Raw genomic sequence first — 19,752 nt, 5'->3', positions numbered from 1 at the left:
GAAAAATAATATGGTTTGCATTAAATGGTTCATATATAATAGGCCATTCCATTTAGTTGAAGAAAAAATTCACAACAATAATTCGGATTTCTTCCAATCAACGGCAATTTCTATCGACATTACATAGCCTTTTTTTCCTGTTTTTCTTAATATTATTTTCATAAAAATCTTACAAACTATCTTTTCAATATAATGTGCACGTTACCTTCCTTGACCATCTAAGGTGCCTTCTAAAACAAAAAATCTCACCTTCTATATAGAAAGTGAGATTTTTATGTTGAAATCCTTTATAACCTTATTGAGTAACTTCCTCGCCTTGATATATCCGAAATGCGGGAACAATTGTGTCGGAAACAATTTCTTTTCCTTTTTCACGAATGAAGTCTAATTTATAATAGGCGTCAAATCTTTGGCTGATTTCCGTTTTCACCAGTTCCGGCGGAGTAACGACGATGAATTGGAACTTCAGTTTTTCAGCAACGGCAAATATTGGATCAAGGACATGTGCTGAGGCTGCTTGTCCGAACGGATTATCACAGACTAATGGAACCCAGCTTTGGTCGGTTTCACTTTTAACAGATAGTAACATCATCATCATCACCATTCGGGCTGATAGCTTTTGCCCTCCGCTGCCATCTGATTTCGTCTTAGAACCTTGATTAATCGTCTGCCAGGTTGAATAATGTTCTCTTTGCGGTTTTCCGTACATAAAGGCATTATCCGTTCGCATGTTATAGACAAGCAGTTCAGGATACCTATTTCTTAGTGAAACAAACAAAATTTGTTCATCACTAATCAATTGTTTGACTTCTTCATCTAATGCTCGATTATGATTATCGATTAGATCAAATTGTTTGGTTATTTTATTAATTGCAGCTACGAAATGCTGCTTCAGCAATGGTTCGATATCTTCAGGCTTTTTAGGTAAGATGTCTTCTTTAAGCTGGACGAGCGGAAAGGACCCTCGTTCATTTTTCAACTTCATTTTTGAAACCATTGAACGAATTGCCTCTGAAATGCTCATCACTTTCATGCTGGCACGGCTAGCCCAGAAGTTTTGCGCCTTTTCTGCTCTTTCCTTATCGCGTTCCAATTGCTCCAATCCACTTTGTGAAAAACGCTTCATATTTTTAACAACGCTTTGGATATGCGTATAATGCCTTGTATCCATATGGTCAAGTGTTGTTAATACTTCATTTTTAAAGCGAATCTCCCAATCCTTGCCTTCAATTGTCAGCTTTAAATTTCGTAATGATTGATCGATTTTCGCATGCTTCTCTTGGCCTTCTTCTTGTATAGCTTGATGTTTTTCACACCAGGATAAGATACTTGCTTTTCCTTGACTCTTAATTTGTTCTACATCCTCATTCGTAAATACTCCCGCTTCTTCCTTTAGGATGACGGATAGTGTTAGGAGATCTCCTTCATAACCAGTAATATGATTTTCAGTTTCTTTTTTGCGTTTCTCCGCCTGCTTTACTTCCTCTTTCGTTAACTTTGTTTGGTCTTTTATTTCTACTTCTTTAACCACTAAGTCAAGATCTACCCATTCTTCTGGCTGTTTTTCATGCTTCTCGACTTTCTTCTCTGACTTTCCACGTTGTTCCGCTGCATGCTTTAAGGACGTTTCGGCGACGGTTACAGCCGTTCCTTGATCCCGTTCTTCTTTTTCCGCTGCCTTTGCTTCCTTCTGTGCAGTTTGCAGCATATTTTCTAAGATACTGATTGGTTCAGATGGTTCCGGAGCATCCTTCCAATCTTCATTATGAGTTGTGAGTTTCTTTTCTAATTTCTTTTGCTGCTTCTGTTCGGTTTCTTTTCTTGCTTGTAGAACGAGTAATTCTTTAGCCTGTTCTTCTTTAGATTTTTGCAGCTGCTTTAGCTCTTCGATACTTCCGTTTATCTCTTGTAGTAAATGCAGCGATAGATGAGGAACCTCTTCGCTTTGGTCCGCTTTTTGGTCAGGAGGAAAAACGGCTTCTTCAATAAAGAAGGATATCTCCTTGATATTTTGTTCAGTTGTAAGCTTCCATTCAACATACGTTTGATTCCACTGGTTTTGCAAATCAACGATAGTTTGATATTCTTTTCCTATTTCTTGCTGCTGAATAGTCAAGGCTTCCTTTTGTTTTTCCTTCTCAAGTTTGACCCGTTTATTTTCTTGGTGAAGCGTTTTTTCTTGATCAAAAGCCTCTAATGTTTCTACATCTTTTGTCAGCTTTTCTATCTTGCCGTTTGCCTTTTCCAGCTGTTCTTTTATCCCAAGCTGTAATTCTTTTTCTTTATCAACTTGTGTTTTGATTTCCTGTAATTTCGTTTTCTTGGAAGATAGAGCGTTTAGCTCATGGTTCCAAGCTTTTTCAAGATCACTAGCAAGCTCACCAGATAAAAAACGATCAATTTCTTTTAAAATTCGACGTAATGAGATTTCTGTTTTTTCAATTTCAAGGAGAGCATCTTTCTTTTCTTCTATTTGTTTAGCAATCTTTATTTTCCAGTCCGTGAATTGGTTTTTATTCGATAAAAGTTCTTTCTCCGTTCCGTTAATGATTACAAAGGATAGTTGTTGATGTTCACTATTCATTTCCTCGCGCAAGAAAATCGGAACAGGACTTTTAAACATCCTGCCTGAAAGAACCTGATGATTTATTTTTTTCCATTGCTGCCCACTTACGACCAAACCGTATGGAAGAAGCGGATTTGACATTAGGCAGCTCGCCATATCCTCTGTCCCTAAGGATTGAAGAAATTGAGTTCCATAAAACACATCAATCCCAGTCTTTTCATCAATCCATTCCTTTAATTCTTTCACGTCTTTATTTGCGACCCAGAAAGGCTCATCGTTTAAGGAGTGGTCGAGTTGTGTTTCCCAAAGTTCTTTTTTCATTTGTTCAGCTTGCTGACGGTTATGGTTCAGTGTTTCTTCAATCTGTAAGCTATACTTTGATAAAAGAGAAGGTGTAAATGGTGCAGTGACGTCATCTAATATACCAAGAAGCCTATCTAGTAGTTTTGCTTCTTTTTGCTTTTGCACTTCATTTGCTGCGCTTAGTTCTTCACATTTTTCTTCTGAATACTGAATCGATTGGACGAGCGTACCATGTGAAGCAGCAAGCTGATTTTGCAGTTCACTAGATTGTTTATCTTTTGCATGCAACTCTACTACTCTAGCTTTTTTATCTTCAATTTGTTTAAGAATAGCCTCGTTCAAGCCCTTAAAGTCATAGCTTAAGCGGTCGCCAAATGTTTGGATGAGTGCCGCTTCCATAGACTCAAAGTTATGCATTTGTTTATAAAGAAAATCAATTTCAGTACTAAGCTGGGCAATGTCTTTTGTCTTTTGTTTATCTTGCTGCGCGAGCTCTGTTGCTTTTTTCTTTAAATATTTTTGATACCCCAAGTACTGTTTAACACCATCTTGGATGGATTGATAGGACTCGTCCCACTCTTTTCTAGCTTCTACTTTGATTTCAGACATTCTTTGATTCACTTGCTCTAAGCCGCTATTTTGTTCCAATGTCGCAATCTGTTGTGACAGAGAGGTGATACTTTGTTCATTTTCACTCCACTCTTTTAATAAAGCTAGAAAGACCAATTGTTCTTTTCGTTCCTGCTTCACTTTAACAATCTCTTGTAAAGAAGTATGTTTAGCTCTTTCCTCTACTAATTTCTTTTCCCAATCCATGACCTCTCGGTGAGCTTTTGCAAACTCTAAATTATCTTTTTGAAAGCGAAGTTCTGCTTGCCTTATGATTAATTTTTCCATATCTTTCTCGATAGCTAGTAAACTTTCCTCTTCCGATTGCTTCAAATGCTTCAGCGCACCAAGGAGTTGTCTTCCTGTCTGTGTACTTGCATGGACGATTTCTTTATGTTCCACTCCTTTAGCTAAGTGCTCTTCGAATGGAACAATATCTTCTAAAAACTCTTTATGGGCTTGCTCTCTTTTTAATAGAACAGGCAAGTCCTTAGCGATACTTGCCTGACTTTTGAAAATCTCCACCAGATCGTCCTTTTGATGTTCGGTTCGATGTAAGACTTGACTCACAGTAGGAATGATTCGTTTTTGGAACAGGGAATGGTCATCCTCAGCGCCCTCGAAGTATTTCCCAACACCGCCTTCATCCTTGTTAATATCCTTCATAATATCCCAGTCTTTACGGTTAATTCCGTATGTATCAAGGATGCGATAGTGCTTCTTCGTATCTCGGTAAACGTCAAATCCATTCCATTTTAGATAGTCCTTCAAGCTTTCACTATCAGCAGCCTCATCATTTTCATAAAGTGGAATATGCTCAAGTGCTGCCTCTTCTCTACGCTCAAATTCTCTTGTGTAAAAGGTAATATTGGGGAGGATCTTTGCTTCCTGTTCCAAGGTCTTATTTTCATTTCCACCTTCTTCACTCATTGAAATCCGCTGTTCAGCTGAAAACATACCTCCTGTGATCAGATGGCGACGGTCTGCACCGTCCAATTCCCATTGAATAAGAACATGAAAGGTATAGGGAATAAATTGCTCTTTATTATTAAAAAAGAACTGCTGATAATAGCGATTGTTCTGCTTTCCCCACGAGGTTCCAGGTTTAAGGATTTGGAAAATCGTTTGCAGGAACACACCTTTTCCGCCCCCATTCATCATCGCAATGAGCCCATTTGTTGAGGTCTCCTCATTATGGAAATTAAACGTGGTATCTTTATATTGCTTTTGCATGCCATCATACTTCAGGTTGACAATTCTAATTCGATTGATTTTCGGCATGCTCATTCTCCTCCGCAGTCATTAACTTTTTGAATAGTTCATAACGATCATAATCATGATACAAGTATTCAATTCGCTCAAAAAGCTCACTCTTAGGAATCACCTTAGCGATATCGTCCCGATCAAGAATCACGATCAGCCCCTCTGTTTCTAATAAACGCATAGCCCCAGCAATTAAACCGATGCGGGTTCGCCGATTTCCTTTTTTTAGTCCAAAATCATCACTATCGACCTCCATGTATTTCCATGTGGTCACAACTTCCTTCATATCAATTCGTTCTTCTTCCCCGAAGGTCGGTTGAGTTTTAAGAATACTCTCCCATTTCATGATAAGATCATTGACTTGCCGTTCTAGTGCATAGTAGCTAATGCCCTCCCGCTTCGTGCGGATTTTCGCAGCCTGATTGCGATCGATGGCTGCTAAAAAAGACATAATAACAATACTAATAAGATGAAAGTGTTTTTTCGTTTCCACTTGCCTATGCTTATCTTTCAAATGGGTAAAATTCGTTGCAAAGACGGAGCCGGTTGGCTGAACAACTAAATGGATGCGTTTAGGTGCTTCAATGATATATGTACCGGATTCGTCTGCTAATAAAAGAACCGTCTGTCTCACATCCGGATCAAAATATGTCTGGAAGTGTTCACTATTTTCGTCGATTACTTTATCTTTTAATAGAGTAAAATAGACAGCGGATGCCTTTTTAATACTTTCTGCATTCATCATTTTCCCTCCTGTACACAGATCTTAAATGGGGTGATTTTCATTTGATACCAATGATGCGGCTCCGCTCGATGGTCAAACTTGGTAAAAATCTTTGAGCCTTCAAACACTTGAAATTGCGGGTATTCTTTCATTAGTTTAGAAAGAAGAATTTCCCTCTCATCGCTTAAGGTTTCTTCCTTTCGATGCAGTACTTGAACCTTCAACGGCTTTTTATCGAACATCATCCACAAATCTATTGTTTCAGATTCCTCAAACCATAAATCCTGTACTTCTAATGGCAGCTCTTTTAAATCCTTTAATGAAAATTCACCGTTCGTTTGTAAAAATTGAAATACATAACTCCATGCCTTAATAACAGAATCCCAGTTAGTCACTCGCAGTCGGGTAATACTTTCTTCTGCCTCCTCTTCGACTACCGTCTCGGTTATCTGTTTTTCATCGAATTCTTGTTCACCCCAGATCCAATCGAGTGGCAAAATAAATTCATTCTTCGGTGAAAATAACGGAGAAAGAACTCTTTCTATTTCCGTAAAACTTTGAACTCCCTCCTTCATAAACAAATTTTCATAAAAATGTTCGCGAAATGAAACGAGGCTAGTTTCCCAAAATAGTGAAGGATTTTCCGCTTTTAATTTCATCTCATAGGAAATATTTTGAATGACTAGCTTCGCAAAACGATCATGCAATTGCCTTGTATGTCCAATTTTCTCTTGGAGAAGAATTAATTCTTTCTGAATGGAATCATCTTCTTCATTTCTGCGTTTCGTTTTATCGATCATACTGGTAATCGTACGAAAGTGATTTTTTTCTTCTTCAAATTGCTTTTCAATTTCACCACGATTGTCTGCCCTTTGCCATTCTTCATCAATCAATAAGATTTTGGGATTGTTGATCATTTCCTTTTGAAAAGAGAATTCATTTGCCATTAAGCGGTTCACGCGTGAAATGAGGTGATCGAGGTTTCGGGTAGCTTTTCGAAAATTACCATTCTTAATCAGCTGCATACTATATAGTTGTTCAATGGTGATGGAGAATTCCTCAGCCATTTCCCTGCTCATAAAAATCATTTCCTGTGAGACATCAGTGAGTTTATAAACAATAGAACCACCCATCTCTAAATTCGTATATAATTCATCCATCGTGACATAGCGAAAGACCTGAGTCTCCCAGGATTGTCTGATTTCATCGTAATATAATGCCTCAAATGGTTTGCTGTACTCTTCCTTTCCCTGATACAACAGACCGCTTGTAATCCGTTCAATTTGCTTGTCGTCTGCTAGAAGCTTCATTTGTTTGATAGAGTCTTCAACCATATATTTGATATCTGATTTCCGCCTGTGATCATCATCATTTAATTCTCTATAAAAAATGGTGAGGAGTACCTGCATGAGAATGGATTGGATATGAGGTTTCAGTTCTCCTACTTCCATTCCCCTGCCAAGCTCAAACAGTGGATTTAATCGTTGCATTCTCTGGGCGAAGCCTTCCCATGATTCGTTCACTGCCATCTCCTCCATGTTTCAATTGTTAAGACTTCTTGCGGGATCCGTTTATTTTCCTGCCATAATTGTTGTAATAGTGCTTGCTCTTCTTCCGTAAACCATTGAAAGAATGCATCACGGTATTTAATGTTTTGTGTTTGACCTTGTTTTTGATCATTTCTTTGAGCTATGCACTCTAGCATTTTACGATAGATTTTCAAGGCAGGCTGAATACAGCAATCCGGGTATTTTTCTACCAGCCTGCTAATAATCCCATATCCCGCTGCATCTAGATCACCCGCGTAATAGAAAAGATAGTTGTTGTGTGGAAACATTCTGAAGAAAAAAGAAAAGCTTCTTTCAATTTTCGTTCCTTCCCCATAAATAATCAGTTCAGGTTCATAATCGAGTTGATTGGATTCTAATAATTTAATGGAAGTATGGAAGAAAGATAGGTTCTCGACAATCAGGACTCGCTGAATATCTTTTATCTCTTTCCCTTGTTTCATCCAAAATACAAATGGCTCCCCGTAGTTCACCATTTTAAGCTGCTCTTCTGATACTCCAATTCTAGCTAAAAATCCTTTCCCCTCAGGAAAGCTATCACCATCATATAAGAATTTTTCATGACCAAAGAGCTCTAGACTTCTTTCCTCAAATGACACTATTTCTCGTTCCTGGCTAGTTTGTAAAAATGTATATACATTCTGGATGCGATCCCATTCGTCTTGTGTCTGCCATTCAGGATGCCGTTCATAATAGGAAAAATCAAACAGATCACTTAATTTCATCATCGCAAGACGATCCCATTTGTTTTCCTGAACTTTTATATTAACCCAATAAAATAGCTTAAGCGCTGGAGTTCTTCCATTATATTGATTATTTAGAATAGGGATGAGCTGTCCCTCAGCCTCCAATGTTTGAATGGCATGGTAAAACAAAGAATACCCGTCCATCTCAAAATAATCCTCCAATAGCTTACGCAGCTGAAGTTCCAAATCGTTAATATTTATCTTCTTCTTCTGTTTAGGGTGTTGAATATCCTCAATAAAACCTCTCACCCGTGTTTCAATGATGTCGATTGTACTCACCTGCTTAAATCTTCATAATTTAATAGAATAGACTCCTATTGTCCCATTTTTGGACATCCTTATATTATAAACTAGTTGTGAAATTGTTTCTAGACATACCTAGGGTACGGTTCCTCTGGCAATTTTAGGCCAGGAGAACTATTCCCTAGGTTTTTGTTTATTATTTAACATATTAGTTTTATACTATTTAAGAAATGTTTAAGGTTACTATTGAAGAATAGAAGTAATTGATAGAAATAGAGGAAGAGGAAGAGGCACCATGAATAGAAGATTGATTAAGTTGTTCCTATTTCTAATTGCTATAGGGATTAGTACTATTTTAATATTTAGAGAAAACGAAACGACACCGTCTAAAGCAACAGGCATTGAACAGAAGAAAGATGTACCCTTACCGACCGAACTCCATCCCGTTGTAAAGGAACGTAGCGATCAATTAGTTCAACAAGCAGCAAAGATAGGAATTGTCGTTTTAATTACTGACGGTTTCCGCAGTATAGAAGAGCAGAACACCATTTATGAACAAGGACGTACAACAGAGGGCAATGTTGTCACGAATGCAAAAGGTGGAGAATCCTATCATAATTATGGGCTCGCGATTGATTTTGCACTTGAAACTCCTTCAGGAGACGTTATTTGGGATCGTCAATATGATCGTAATCAAAATGGAAAGGCCGATTGGTCCGAGGTGGTGAAAATAGCTAAGTCATTAGGGTTCGAGTGGGGCGGTGATTGGAAAGATTTTAGAGATTATCCACATTTCCAAATGGATTTTGGTCTGACAATTGCCGATTTACAGAATGGGCAAAGACCCGATGAATCATCTAACGTGGCGGATAGTAAGTAAAGAAGAAGACCAAGGGAACGGTTTTCCCGGCCAATTTGGCCAGGAGAACCGCCCCCTTGGTGTTGCTATTTGTGGTCGATAATCGCCCAATAGGCTGGTTTTACATTGTATTCCGGATCAAATACAAATGGTGCATCTTTTCCTGATCTTCTTTCTACTCTATCATATGGTGCATTTGCGTCTGTTACTACGTTACCTTCTGCATCATAATAAACATCTGCACGGTCATTTAACCATGTATGGTTATCGGCAATTCCCCAGAATGTCACATTACTGATTTTATCGCCCAATTTCTCATATAGCTTAAATAAACGATCATATCGCTCTGCTTGATCGATGAATTTCTGTCCTGGAATAGATTCATAAGAAGGATACGCCCTAACTGGCCAGCCATACATGCTGACATCAAGCTCAGTTATTTGGTTATCTAACCCAAGATCGGCAAACATGTTAATTGTATCTTCAATTTCTTTTTCAGATGGCCAGCCAATTTGAATGTGACCCTGATGCCCAACCCCATCAATTGGAACACCTTGCTCTTTTAAACTTTTTACTAGGTTATAAAGGTATGTTCTTTTTGGTGTTACTTCTGTATTGTAATCATTGATATAAAGCTTAGCGTCTGGAGCAGCATATTGTCTGGCTGTCTCGAAAGCAACTTTAATATAATCCGTTCCGGTAATTAGGAACCATGGAGATTGACGTAAACCTTCAGGATGTCCACCCCATTCGTCGATTACTTCATTGACAACGTCCCAAGATTTAATATCATCACTATAACGTGATACAACTGCTTGAACATGATTTTGTAATCGGCTTAATAAAAGTTCCTTGTTTTCCTCAAGATTTTCCGGATCAGCCACCACTTGTTTTCCATTTTGCCAAGTAACCATTGATTTACCATTCTCATCTTTGAAGAACCAATCTGGTACTTGGCTATGCCAGACAAGGGTATGACCGCGCATGTTCATTCCATTTTCTTTCGCAAACTTAACAAGTTTATCTGCCGGCTCCCAGTTAAATTGGCCTTCTACTGGCTGTAAACTGCTAGGCTTCATCACGTTTTCTGCTACGATACTATTAAAATGGTGCTTTACCATTTGTGAGTCTTTTGCATCTAATAATTGATATGGCTCCACGGCTGCACCAATGGTGAAAGAATCTTTATATCTTTGGTCCAATTGTGGTGCTGTTAATCCGCTAATACTTGGTTTATTTGAGATATTTGCTGCGGCACCAACTGTCGATCCAACAGGTATTAATAAGGCTAAAGCTAATCCAGAAAGGATAGGTTTACGTAAAACTTTTAGCATGTTTTATTCTCCTTTTTAACAAAAGATTTTTATTTCGAAAGGGCTTACTAAAATCTCTGAACAAAAACGAGGAATTAATTGGATGGTAATTTGCATGTTATAAGGATTCAATTTATGTAATGACGACCTGTTACTCAACCTCCTTTATAAATTTCATTTATGAAGGGACCTTCTTTCAAAACTTTCTTTCTTTTCTGAATTCATTCTACTTAAAATAACATTGTTTAAATACCCAACAAAGTAAAGGTTATACTTTTATTACTAAAGGTAATAACACCAAGGGGACGGTAAATGGATTTTTCTTACTAAAATAGCAAATCAAAAAACCGCACGAGTGAAATACTCCGTTTGCGGTTTTTTAATATTAAAAATCTATTAGGTTAGAAGAAGTTTTCAAACCATTAGATATTCCATAATGGTCCTTGGCACTTTTCTCATGAGATGGTACATAAAGTCCACTCATGAGTTCAATCAGTTTTTTACCTGTTAATGGCAATGCTTCTTCATCGTAAACCATATAAAAATTCCGAAGCAAACGGAATTCTTCTATTTTAAGCCGCCGGAGTGTTTTTAATTCCAGCTCTTTTTTAACGGCTGATTTAGATAAAATGGATATTCCTAAACCAGCTTCAACGGCAGATTTAATCGCTTCAGTATGTTCAAGCTCTAATATAATTTTTAAATTAGCAGGATCGACTTGATTTCTCCTTAAGATATCCTCCATAACCTGTCGTGTACCAGAGCCTTTCTCCCGAATAATGAAGGGTAGTTCCAGCAGTTCATGAATCGAAACATAATCTTTTTCTGTGAAGCTTTGGTTTGGAGGCGCTATAACAATCAGCTCATCCTCGGCAAAGGGCACTTGTTTGATAGCTGGATAAGATAGCATTGATTCTATAAATCCAACATAAATTTCTTGGTTCTTAAGTTTCTCAATAATTTGTCCGGAATTGTATATACTAAAGTGAATCTTCACTAATGGATATAGCTGATTAAACTTCGCCAAAACAAATGGAAGGACATGTTCACCTATCGTTAGACTTGCCCCCGCCTTTAAGTCTCCATGAACCATTCCTTTTAGTTCTTTCAGTTCATTGGTTGTTTCATTAATAATTGAAAATAAATTTTTAACCTGTTTATATAATATTTCTCCTGCTGGAGTTAACGCCATTTTTTTCGTTGTCCGTTCGATTAATTGACATTCCCACTGTTCCTCAAGCTGCTTAATTTGGATGCTTACAGCTGATTGAGAAATATGCAAATCTTTTGCTGTTTGTGAGAAACTTTTGTTGTTAGCAGCCACATAAAATACCTTTAAATAATCTAAATTCATTTGTTTCCCCTCGTATTAGCAGTCTTTTCAAACCTAAAAAAATGGAGTTACCTTAAAATAATCGGTATAGAAATAATAATAACGGAGAAAGGCAAAGGAGTCCAACGAACCCTAGGATTGCCACAACAATAGGTTTCAGACCCACTTTTTTAAAATCTGACCATTTTATACTCAATCCGAGTCCTGCCATGCCCATCGCAAGGAAATAGATGCTGAGTAGCAGAAGTAAGTTGATAATGTGATCGGGAATCAACTGTAAGGTGTTAATACAACTCATGAGTAGAAATCCGAAGATAAACCAAGGAATCGGAAGTTTTCTTGAATTTCTCTCCTGCTTTACATTTTTTCTATTCATAAAAAAGCTTATTAATAAAGCAACTGGAATTAAAAGTAATACTCTCCCAAGCTTAACAAGGATGGCTGTTTCACTTCCAAGCTCACCGCCAGGAACGGATGCAGCCACTACATGGGCCAGTTCATGCAATGTAGCCCCCACTAACAAACCATATTCCGTATCGGTCAGTGGTAAGAATGGAAATAGAAAGATAAATAACAAAGCGCCTATTGTTCCTAGGATGGCAATACAGGAGACAGCAACCGCTGTTTGTTCTTGTTTACTTTTTATTAACGGTGCAACGGCTACAATAGCTGCTGCTCCACAAATGGCTGTTCCCGCTGCTACTAAAATAGTTAACTCTTTATTGGTTTTAAAAATTCTTCCAAGGGTTAATATGAACATCATGGTAAAGGCAATCACCAGGATATCAATGATGATGATCGAAACCCCGGAATCAACGATTTGAAACAAATTTAACCGGAACCCTAAAAGAATAATACCTGCACGCAATAATTTTTTACTACTGAATTGGATTCCTAAGGATACATTTATTGAGCCTGGTAACGGTATTGTATTGTTCCAAAGTGCTCCAAGAAGAATTGAAATAATCATGATTCCCATAATCGAGAACAAAGGTAATTTTGCTATTAATCCAGCTAAGATAGCTAAACTAAATGTGAGGAATATTCCTATTCCATATCCCTTATAATCTAACCTTCTTTTTGGCTGGACTTCTATATGCTGCAATTCTTGGACTTTTTCAGCACCCATTCTAATCCCTCCATCCTTTATATATTTAGGGTATCATGGTTTCTCCCCTGTATTTCTTTGATTCTATAAAAGGATTTATTAAATAGTTTAATAAAGCAATCACATGGTAATAGATTCAAAAGGAAAAGGAGATTCATATAATATCTCCTTTTTTTGCTTAACAGTATTTTTTTATAACAGGTACAAATGGATCTAAATTTAAGATTTAATATCGAATGTTGATTGACCAGGTTGACGGGGAATATCACCCTCATTTGTAAGCGCCTTCCCGATGATGTAATAATCGAGCTTGTCTTTTGGAATACTCTGGTATTCCTTCCTTTTGTACAAATAAAAGGCAATACCTAAAAGAGTCCAAACAAGTAATGCTATTAGTGAAGGTGTCCCTAATGCTGATGGAGAAAATGGGATTAATAATAGTCCTAAGAAGGATAGACTGGATATGATTCCGATAAGACAGATGAATTTCTTTACCGGTGATACAAGTCCCTCTCCATCTTCACCTGTAAGAAGTCCTTTATCTTTTTCGCTCCACTTGAAGACTTTATAGGCAGTAAAGCAGGTATAAAAATAGGCAATCGTTACACCTGTTGCAGACATATCGACAATCCATAATAGGACTGGACGGCCAAACCATGGTGCAACTAAGCAAAAAACAGCTGTAAAAATAATACCTAAATGTGGAGTCTTATATTTTGGATGAAGCTTTGCAAAAGAATCAGGTAATATTTTTGCTCTCGCCATGGCAAATAGCAAGCGGCTTGAGGAAACATAGAAACCATTTAGACCAGTAAACACACCCATGCACATCGCAACGGCTAATAATAACATTCCGAATCCGCCAAGGGTGCTCGATACGACATCTCCCGTTCCCCAGATTGGCTTTCCTTCAACTAATTGCTGCCATGGAACGGCTACACCGGTGGCTATGATCATAAATGTGTATAGAAATGCTGCGAATATAAGTGAGTAAATGATTAAAGAAAATGCCTTTTTTGGCGGGAAATTAAATTCTTCCGCGGCTTGTGGAATATTATCAAATCCAACATAGGCCCATGGTGCAATAGCTACGATTGCAATGATACCTGATAAAGCTGGAATTCCTGGCTTCATTAAAGGAGTTAGGTTTGATAGGCTTGTGTCAGGATGTAAAATCATACCAGCTGTCAATAATAAGACCCCTAACACTAGAATGATACAAAAAACATATTGAATTTGTCCTGAAAGGGATGCGCCCTTGATATTAAAATAGGCGAAGAGAATTAATGCAAGACTAGCGATGATTACTTCTCCTAGGTAAACCTGCCAGCCGTTAATTTCATATAAAAATACTACATTTGTAATCGAGGGCAAGATGAATTTCCCTAGCAGGGAAAGTGCTGATGCGTTTAAAGCAACGATACAAATATAACCAAGCGTTAAGAACCATCCGCATATATACGCATGTATCCTGCCGAAACCAACATAAGCATAGGCGAATTCTCCTCCTGAAACCGGAAGCTTTTCTATTAAAATCCCATAGCTGACTGCAATTAACATCATTAAAAGTCCACCAATTAAGAGACCAATAATTGCTCCTAAGGGCCCAGCTTTACCCATCCATTCTGTTGGCAGTATAAAACATCCCCACCCGATTGCTGAACCTAAAGCAATTGCCCAAATCCACTGTGGTTTAAAGCTTTTCTCGAGTTGAACTCTTTCCTGTTCCAAATACATGCCCCCTTTTATCGATACATAATTTTATATAAATGATCTACTTTCATCCCCTACTCCTCCTATTTACAAAAAGCAGGAGTCTAGTATTGATCTACTAAACTCCTTTTGTCTGTTCTTACCAATTACGATGATCTAAGTGAGCATATTTTGGTAATAATCTTGTTGGTAATTGTAAGGCATCCTTTCTAAACGGCGGTGCCAGCTGCGTTCCATCTACCTGGATATCAATGACTGTTGGTTTATCGGATTTTAATGCTGTTTGCAAAGCCTCTCTCAGTGCTTCAGGATTATCAACGCGCACCCCGTTGGCTCCCATGCTCTTTGCTACTTCTGCAAAATTCGGCCCTTCGATATCAGCACCTACAAATCTATTATTATAGAAATCTACTTGGTTCTTTTTCTCTGCACACCATGCTCCATTATTAAAGACACACGCAATGATTGGGAGCTTTTGTTCAACGGCTGTACTCACTTCATGCAAGCTCATTCCCCATGCACCATCACCGACAATCGCAACTGCTGGGCAATCAGGGGCAGCCAGCCTTGCGCCAATAGCTGCTGGGTAAGCAAATCCACAGTTACCAAATGTTAAAGCGGCTAAATGCTTTCGCGGCTGAGTAAATTTCAAATAGGAATTGGAAGTAGAAGACGTGTTTCCAATATCGGATGAAACAATCGCGTCTTCAGGCAGTACACGTGAAATTTCCAGTAAGGCGCGCCGCGGATTCATCGGTTTACCTTCCACCATCGCTAAATCAACAAGCTCTTGTTCCCAGTTTTTCCTTTCAGCTGCGACTTTTTGAACCCGTTGTTCATTTCGTGGAAGATATGGCACTTTTACCTTTAAGCGAGTCAAAATTTCATTGCTCGCATCGAAGGCATCCCCTAAGATTCCCACTTCTACAGGGTGAGTTCTTGCGATATTACGATGATTGATGTCGATTTGAATGATTTTAGCTTCTTTAGGGAAATAGTCAATATCATAACAAGGAAGCGTACCAAATACGGATAATCTTGTTCCAACCGCTAGAATGACATCAGCATCTTTCAATGTATTCATCGCAGCCTTTGATCCCATATAACCAATTGGCCCTACGGCAAGCTCATGATTACATGGAAAGGCATCATTGTGCATATAAGAAACAGCAACAGGCGCTGATAAATACTCCGCTAGTTCTTGGACAACTGGGACTGCATCGGCATCGACAGCCCCTCTTCCAGAGATAATCACTGGATTTTTTGCATTTTGGAGAATTTTAACTGCTTCATCAATCGCCCTTGAATCACCAAAGCCTTTCTTCTCTACCCGATATTGATAAGGCTGTAAAATATAGTCCTCTACTTCTCCATAAAAATAATCCCTTGGAATATCATAAAGAACTGGGCCTCTTTCCGCATATGCTAAGCGGAATGCAGTCCTTAAGCAGTCCGCAACACGGCTTGGATGTGGAACGCGGACAACGGCTTTTGTGATCTTATCGAAAACAGAAACTTGATCACATTCCTGGAATCCATCCCAGCCAACTGTTCTTGTTCCTGCGGATGGTGAAATAATAACCATTGGTGTATGGGCATGGGTGGCTGCTGCAACAGATGTGACCATATTGGTGATCCCTGGTCCATTTTGACCAATAACAACCCCTGCTTTTCCTGTTATTCTTGTAAAAGCATCGGCCATATGGGCAGCACTTTGTTCATGGCGGACTGGAATAAATTTAATTTCGGCAGCTGGGAGTAGATCAAGCATATCCATAAAAGCTGAGCCTAAAATCCCATACATTTGGTCAATACCTTCCGCTAATAACGTTTCAACAATCGCTTCGCTAGGAGTCATTTTTATTTTTTTTGTTTTCATTGCTTGTAAATCCTTTTCTACTTTTGCCATTATGAACACAACCTTTTCTAATTAAATTTGATTGAAAGCATATTTTACTGTTTCGACTAGGAAATTTAGGTCATCTTCAGTTGATGAAAGCGGTGGTGCAACAATGATGACATTATTAAATCCTGGTACTGTATCCCCATTACGGCCAATAATTAAGCCTTTTTCTTTACACTTTCCAATAATTTTTGTCATTAATTCGTCAGAAGCAGGTTCTTTTGACTGTTTATCTGTTACCACTTCAATTCCATATAAAAATCCGGAATGACGTATCTCACCAACATGTGGATGGTCATTCAAATCTTTTAATCTGCCTAAAATCTTATCACCTAAATCTGCGACTCTCTCAACAATATTTTCGCGTTCGATGATTTCAATATTTTTCAACCCTACGGCACAGCTGGCTGGGTGTCCGCCGTAGGTAGAGACGTGGCGCAAGTGATTATCAGCACCTTTGTCCTTAAATTTCTCAAAGATATGAGATTTAACTGCTGTAGCACCAAGTGGTAAATAGCCACTTGTTAAACCTTTTGCCATGGTAACAATGTCGGGTTGAACTCCATCTGAATGCATAAAACCAAACATTTTCCCCGTTCGGCCAAATCCGGATACCACCTCATCCATTATGAGTAGAACATCATGTTTTTTACATATTTCTGCTACACGCTGCAGGTATTTAGGAGAAGGGATAATCACTCCACCCCCAGAAATAAATGGTTCCATGATAACGCCTGCTACTGTTTCCGCACCTTCCCAAGTAATCATTTGGTCGATCATATCAGCAGCTACTTTATCCACATCCTTCACTTCATCCCCAAATGGACTTCGATAGCTATAGGGCGGCGGTACATGAAGGAAACCTGGTACCCCCGGATCGTACTTCACCCGGCGATTTGCTTGTGCAGTCGCACTTAAGGCTCCTAACGTAGAGCCATGATAGGCACGATATCTGGAAATAAACTTATACTTACTCGGATTTCCGTTTTGATTATGATATTGGCGGGCAATTTTGAATGCGGTTTCATTTGCTTCCGAACCGCTATTTGAAAAGAACGTTTTGTAGGAATCCCCTAGAAGTTCGCTAATTTTTGCAGAGAGTTCAATTGCTGGTGTATGACTGAGTGTAAGCGGAAAATAGGAAAGCTTCATCATTTGTTCGGCTGCCGCATCGACAATTTCTTTACGGCCATGTCCTAAGTTTAAACACCAGAGTCCTGAGACCCCGTCCATATAACGATTTCCGTTAAGGTCTGTAAACCAGGCTCCTTCACCTGATTCCGCAATCATTGGCTTCCCGCCTTCAACATGGCGGCTCATCGCATGCCATAAATGCTCATTATCCTGGTTTACCAACTTTTCATGATCCAGAATGTCTGTTTTGTTCATCGACAAATGCCTCCTTTATTATTTAGTTGTCTGTAAGTTCTTGTGAAATACATCTTTTATTGGTGTGAAAGGTAAGTTATACGTAGAAGCGACAGCAGGATGAGTGACTTTTCCTTCAATAGTGTTAAAGCCCTTTGCTAGTGCTGTATTGAATAAAGCAGTATGCTCTATTCCTTTATTCGCAATTTGCAGTCCATATTGTAAGGTGACATTTGAGAGCGCATAGGTGGAGGTTCTTGATACTGCACCTGGGATATTAGGAACAGCGTAATGCAAGACACCGTGTTTCATAAATGTAGGCGCATCATGAGAGGTTGTATGATCAATGGTTTCAATCGATCCCCCTTGGTCGATTGCAACATCGATAATAACGGATCGGTCTTCCATTTGTTTTACCATTTCTTCGGTCACAAGCTGTGGTGCCTTTGCACCTGGGATAAGAACAGCACCTATTAATAGGTCGGCAGATTTTACTTCTTGAGCAATATTATAGCTGTTGGACATAATCGTTTTTACTCTGCCAGAGAATAAATCATCTAATTGGCGAAGACGCTCAGGATTGACATCCAAAATTGAAACTTCTGCCCCAAGACCTATCGCCATTTTTGCTGCATTCGTTCCTACAACCCCGCCGCCGATAATGACCACTTTAGCTGGTTTGACGCCAGGAACTCCTCCCAGTAAAAGACCTTTACCGCCATTAATTCTTTCTAGGATTTGGGCTCCTAATTGAACAGACATTCTACCTGCGACTTCGCTCATTGGAGTTAGGAGAGGAAGTGAGCCATTTTCTAGCTGAATGGTTTCATAAGCAATTGAAACCACCTCTTTTTCTAATAAAACCTTTGTTAACTCAGGTTCAGCTGCTAGGTGGAGATACGTAAACAAGATTAGTCCTTTACGGAAATACTTAAATTCCTCTGTTTGGGGTTCCTTTACCTTTACCACCATATCTGCAGCCCATGCTTCTTGGGGAGTTAGGACAATCGTTGCTCCCGCCTTTTCATATTCTTCATTTGTAATCCCGCTTCCAATACCTGCGTCTTTTTCAATAAAAACACTGTGGCCAGATGAAACATAAGCAGCCACGCTGGCAGGAACCATGGAAACACGATTTTCATTATTTTTTATTTCCTTTGGTACACCAATTTTCATACGTTCACATCCAATCTTTTAATTATAAAGTTTTTCATCCTTGGGATTAGATCTTTACTAATCACAACGTCGCGACGTCCGTACCAGTTGGAGGATAAAAATCTCTTATTCCGATTAAAACACACATATTTATAATTTTCAATATATTCAATAAAATAATTTTATTAAAAATCATAATAGTTTTTATTTATATAATTCATAAGTATTACTCTAGCTATTCTTTCTACTCAATTTGATGCGAAAAGAATACATATCTGAACGAAAAAATGCTAGGTAGTATTCAACTAAATCTCCTTGTTCATCGGTTAATAGTCTTTCAGTCAGCAATACGTGCTGGGACTCCTCAACACCTAATAAATCAGCATCCTCCTTTGAAAGTTGACTGCTGGTTATAATCTGTTCAGCCTCCGAAAGTTTTATATTGAGATTTTGTTCCAGCAAATCAAATAAGGTCCCTTTTTGAATATCATGCTGAGCAAGCCGCTTGCCAATTTCAACAGGGTAATATTGAATTTCAATAGCGATAGGGATCTGATTTGCATAACGAACTCGTTTAATATAATAAGCCTCTTCAAAGCCGGTTAATTTTTGAACTTCACTTGGCGGATTGACAACCCCATGCGTAACTAACCTGGCATCAGGCTTCATACCCATTCTATTAATGATTTCTGTTGTGCTGCTTAAACTTCCTAACCAATCCTGTATTGGTTTAACGGAAATAAAAGTACCTTTTCCATGAATTTTCTCAAGAATTCCATCATTGACTAAATGAGAAACCGCTTCTCTTACCGTACTTCTGCTTACTTTATATGCATCCATTAGTTCTCTTTCACTAGGAATCTTTTCTTGATAATGTCCTTCCTTTATATGTTTTTCAAGTTCAATTTTCAATTGAATATGAAGTGGGATCGGGTTTTTAGGATCTAGTTCCATTTTCAATTTAACTCCTTCCATTCT

13 protein-coding genes are annotated in these 19,752 nt (G+C 38.5%); 1 reads left to right on the top strand and 12 read right to left on the bottom strand.

Annotated elements, in window-relative coordinates; genetic code table 11:
* Positions 1–295 precede the first annotated feature (295 nt).
* Genes MLOOGBEN_RS07095 through MLOOGBEN_RS29690 form a run of 4 tightly spaced genes read right to left on the bottom strand, consistent with a single transcriptional unit; the run spans position 296 to position 8,058 of the window.
* The gene (locus MLOOGBEN_RS07095) at positions 296–4,759 is read right to left on the bottom strand and encodes a coiled-coil domain-containing protein (RefSeq protein WP_179157546.1); all 4,464 of its coding nucleotides are present in this window, start codon (positions 4,757–4,759) and stop codon (positions 296–298) included.
* A complete protein-coding gene (locus tag MLOOGBEN_RS07090) occupies positions 4,737–5,483 on the bottom strand; it encodes a DUF6063 family protein (protein WP_179157545.1) in 747 nt (248 codons plus the stop codon). Before MLOOGBEN_RS07090 ends, MLOOGBEN_RS07095 begins: the two co-directional genes overlap by 23 nt.
* Entirely contained in the window at positions 5,483–6,994 is a 1,512-nt protein-coding gene (locus MLOOGBEN_RS07085; protein WP_256988930.1) for a hypothetical protein, read from the bottom strand. Before MLOOGBEN_RS07085 ends, MLOOGBEN_RS07090 begins: the two co-directional genes overlap by 1 nt.
* Positions 6,985–8,058 (bottom strand): Wadjet anti-phage system protein JetD domain-containing protein, encoded by a 1,074-nt coding sequence (locus MLOOGBEN_RS29690; protein ID WP_179157543.1) that lies wholly within the window; start codon positions 8,056–8,058, stop codon positions 6,985–6,987. The genes MLOOGBEN_RS07085 and MLOOGBEN_RS29690 overlap by 10 nt, the downstream gene beginning before the upstream one ends.
* Positions 8,059–8,317: 259 nt before the next feature.
* On the opposite strand from MLOOGBEN_RS29690, the gene MLOOGBEN_RS07075 reads away from it, so the two are divergent.
* Entirely contained in the window at positions 8,318–8,902 is a 585-nt protein-coding gene (locus MLOOGBEN_RS07075) for a M15 family metallopeptidase (RefSeq protein ID WP_179157542.1), read from the top strand.
* A 65-nt stretch (positions 8,903–8,967) separates the two neighbouring features.
* Here the strand turns inward: MLOOGBEN_RS07075 and MLOOGBEN_RS07070 are convergent, their stop codons facing one another.
* The 8 genes from MLOOGBEN_RS07070 to MLOOGBEN_RS07035 all read right to left on the bottom strand — a co-directional run bounded on the left by MLOOGBEN_RS07070 (position 8,968) and on the right by MLOOGBEN_RS07035 (position 19,728).
* Positions 8,968–10,215 carry an endo-1,4-beta-xylanase gene (locus tag MLOOGBEN_RS07070; protein ID WP_179157541.1) on the bottom strand — a complete coding sequence of 416 codons (1,248 nt, stop codon included), beginning with the start codon at positions 10,213–10,215 and terminating at the stop codon, positions 8,968–8,970.
* A 364-nt stretch (positions 10,216–10,579) separates the two neighbouring features.
* On the bottom strand, positions 10,580–11,548 hold the full coding sequence (locus tag MLOOGBEN_RS07065; protein ID WP_179157540.1) for a selenium metabolism-associated LysR family transcriptional regulator: 969 nt from the start codon (positions 11,546–11,548) through the stop codon (positions 10,580–10,582).
* A 52-nt stretch (positions 11,549–11,600) separates the two neighbouring features.
* A complete protein-coding gene (locus tag MLOOGBEN_RS07060; RefSeq protein WP_179157539.1) occupies positions 11,601–12,656 on the bottom strand; it encodes a YeiH family protein in 1,056 nt (351 codons plus the stop codon).
* A 198-nt stretch (positions 12,657–12,854) separates the two neighbouring features.
* On the bottom strand, positions 12,855–14,372 hold the full coding sequence (locus MLOOGBEN_RS07055; RefSeq protein ID WP_179157538.1) for an APC family permease: 1,518 nt from the start codon (positions 14,370–14,372) through the stop codon (positions 12,855–12,857).
* 115 nt (positions 14,373–14,487) lie between these two features.
* The gene (gene xsc, locus MLOOGBEN_RS07050) at positions 14,488–16,257 is read right to left on the bottom strand and encodes a sulfoacetaldehyde acetyltransferase (protein ID WP_179157537.1); all 1,770 of its coding nucleotides are present in this window, start codon (positions 16,255–16,257) and stop codon (positions 14,488–14,490) included.
* Between the two features lie 21 nt (positions 16,258–16,278).
* On the bottom strand, positions 16,279–17,640 hold the full coding sequence (locus tag MLOOGBEN_RS07045) for an aminotransferase (RefSeq protein WP_179157536.1): 1,362 nt from the start codon (positions 17,638–17,640) through the stop codon (positions 16,279–16,281).
* Positions 17,641–17,658: 18 nt separating this feature from the next.
* Positions 17,659–18,795: an alanine dehydrogenase gene (ald, locus tag MLOOGBEN_RS07040; RefSeq protein WP_179157535.1), complete on the bottom strand. Its 1,137-nt coding sequence runs from the start codon at positions 18,793–18,795 to the stop codon at positions 17,659–17,661.
* A gap of 210 nt (positions 18,796–19,005) precedes the next feature.
* Positions 19,006–19,728, bottom strand: a complete 723-nt coding sequence (locus MLOOGBEN_RS07035; protein ID WP_179157534.1) for a GntR family transcriptional regulator — start codon at positions 19,726–19,728, stop codon at positions 19,006–19,008.
* Positions 19,729–19,752: the final 24 nt, after the last annotated feature.

The organism is Bacillus sp. EB106-08-02-XG196 (genome assembly GCF_013396335.1).
Taxonomy (GTDB): Bacteria; Bacillota; Bacilli; order Bacillales; family Cytobacillaceae; genus Neobacillus.
This window is presented reverse-complemented; position numbering and strand designations above follow the sequence as displayed.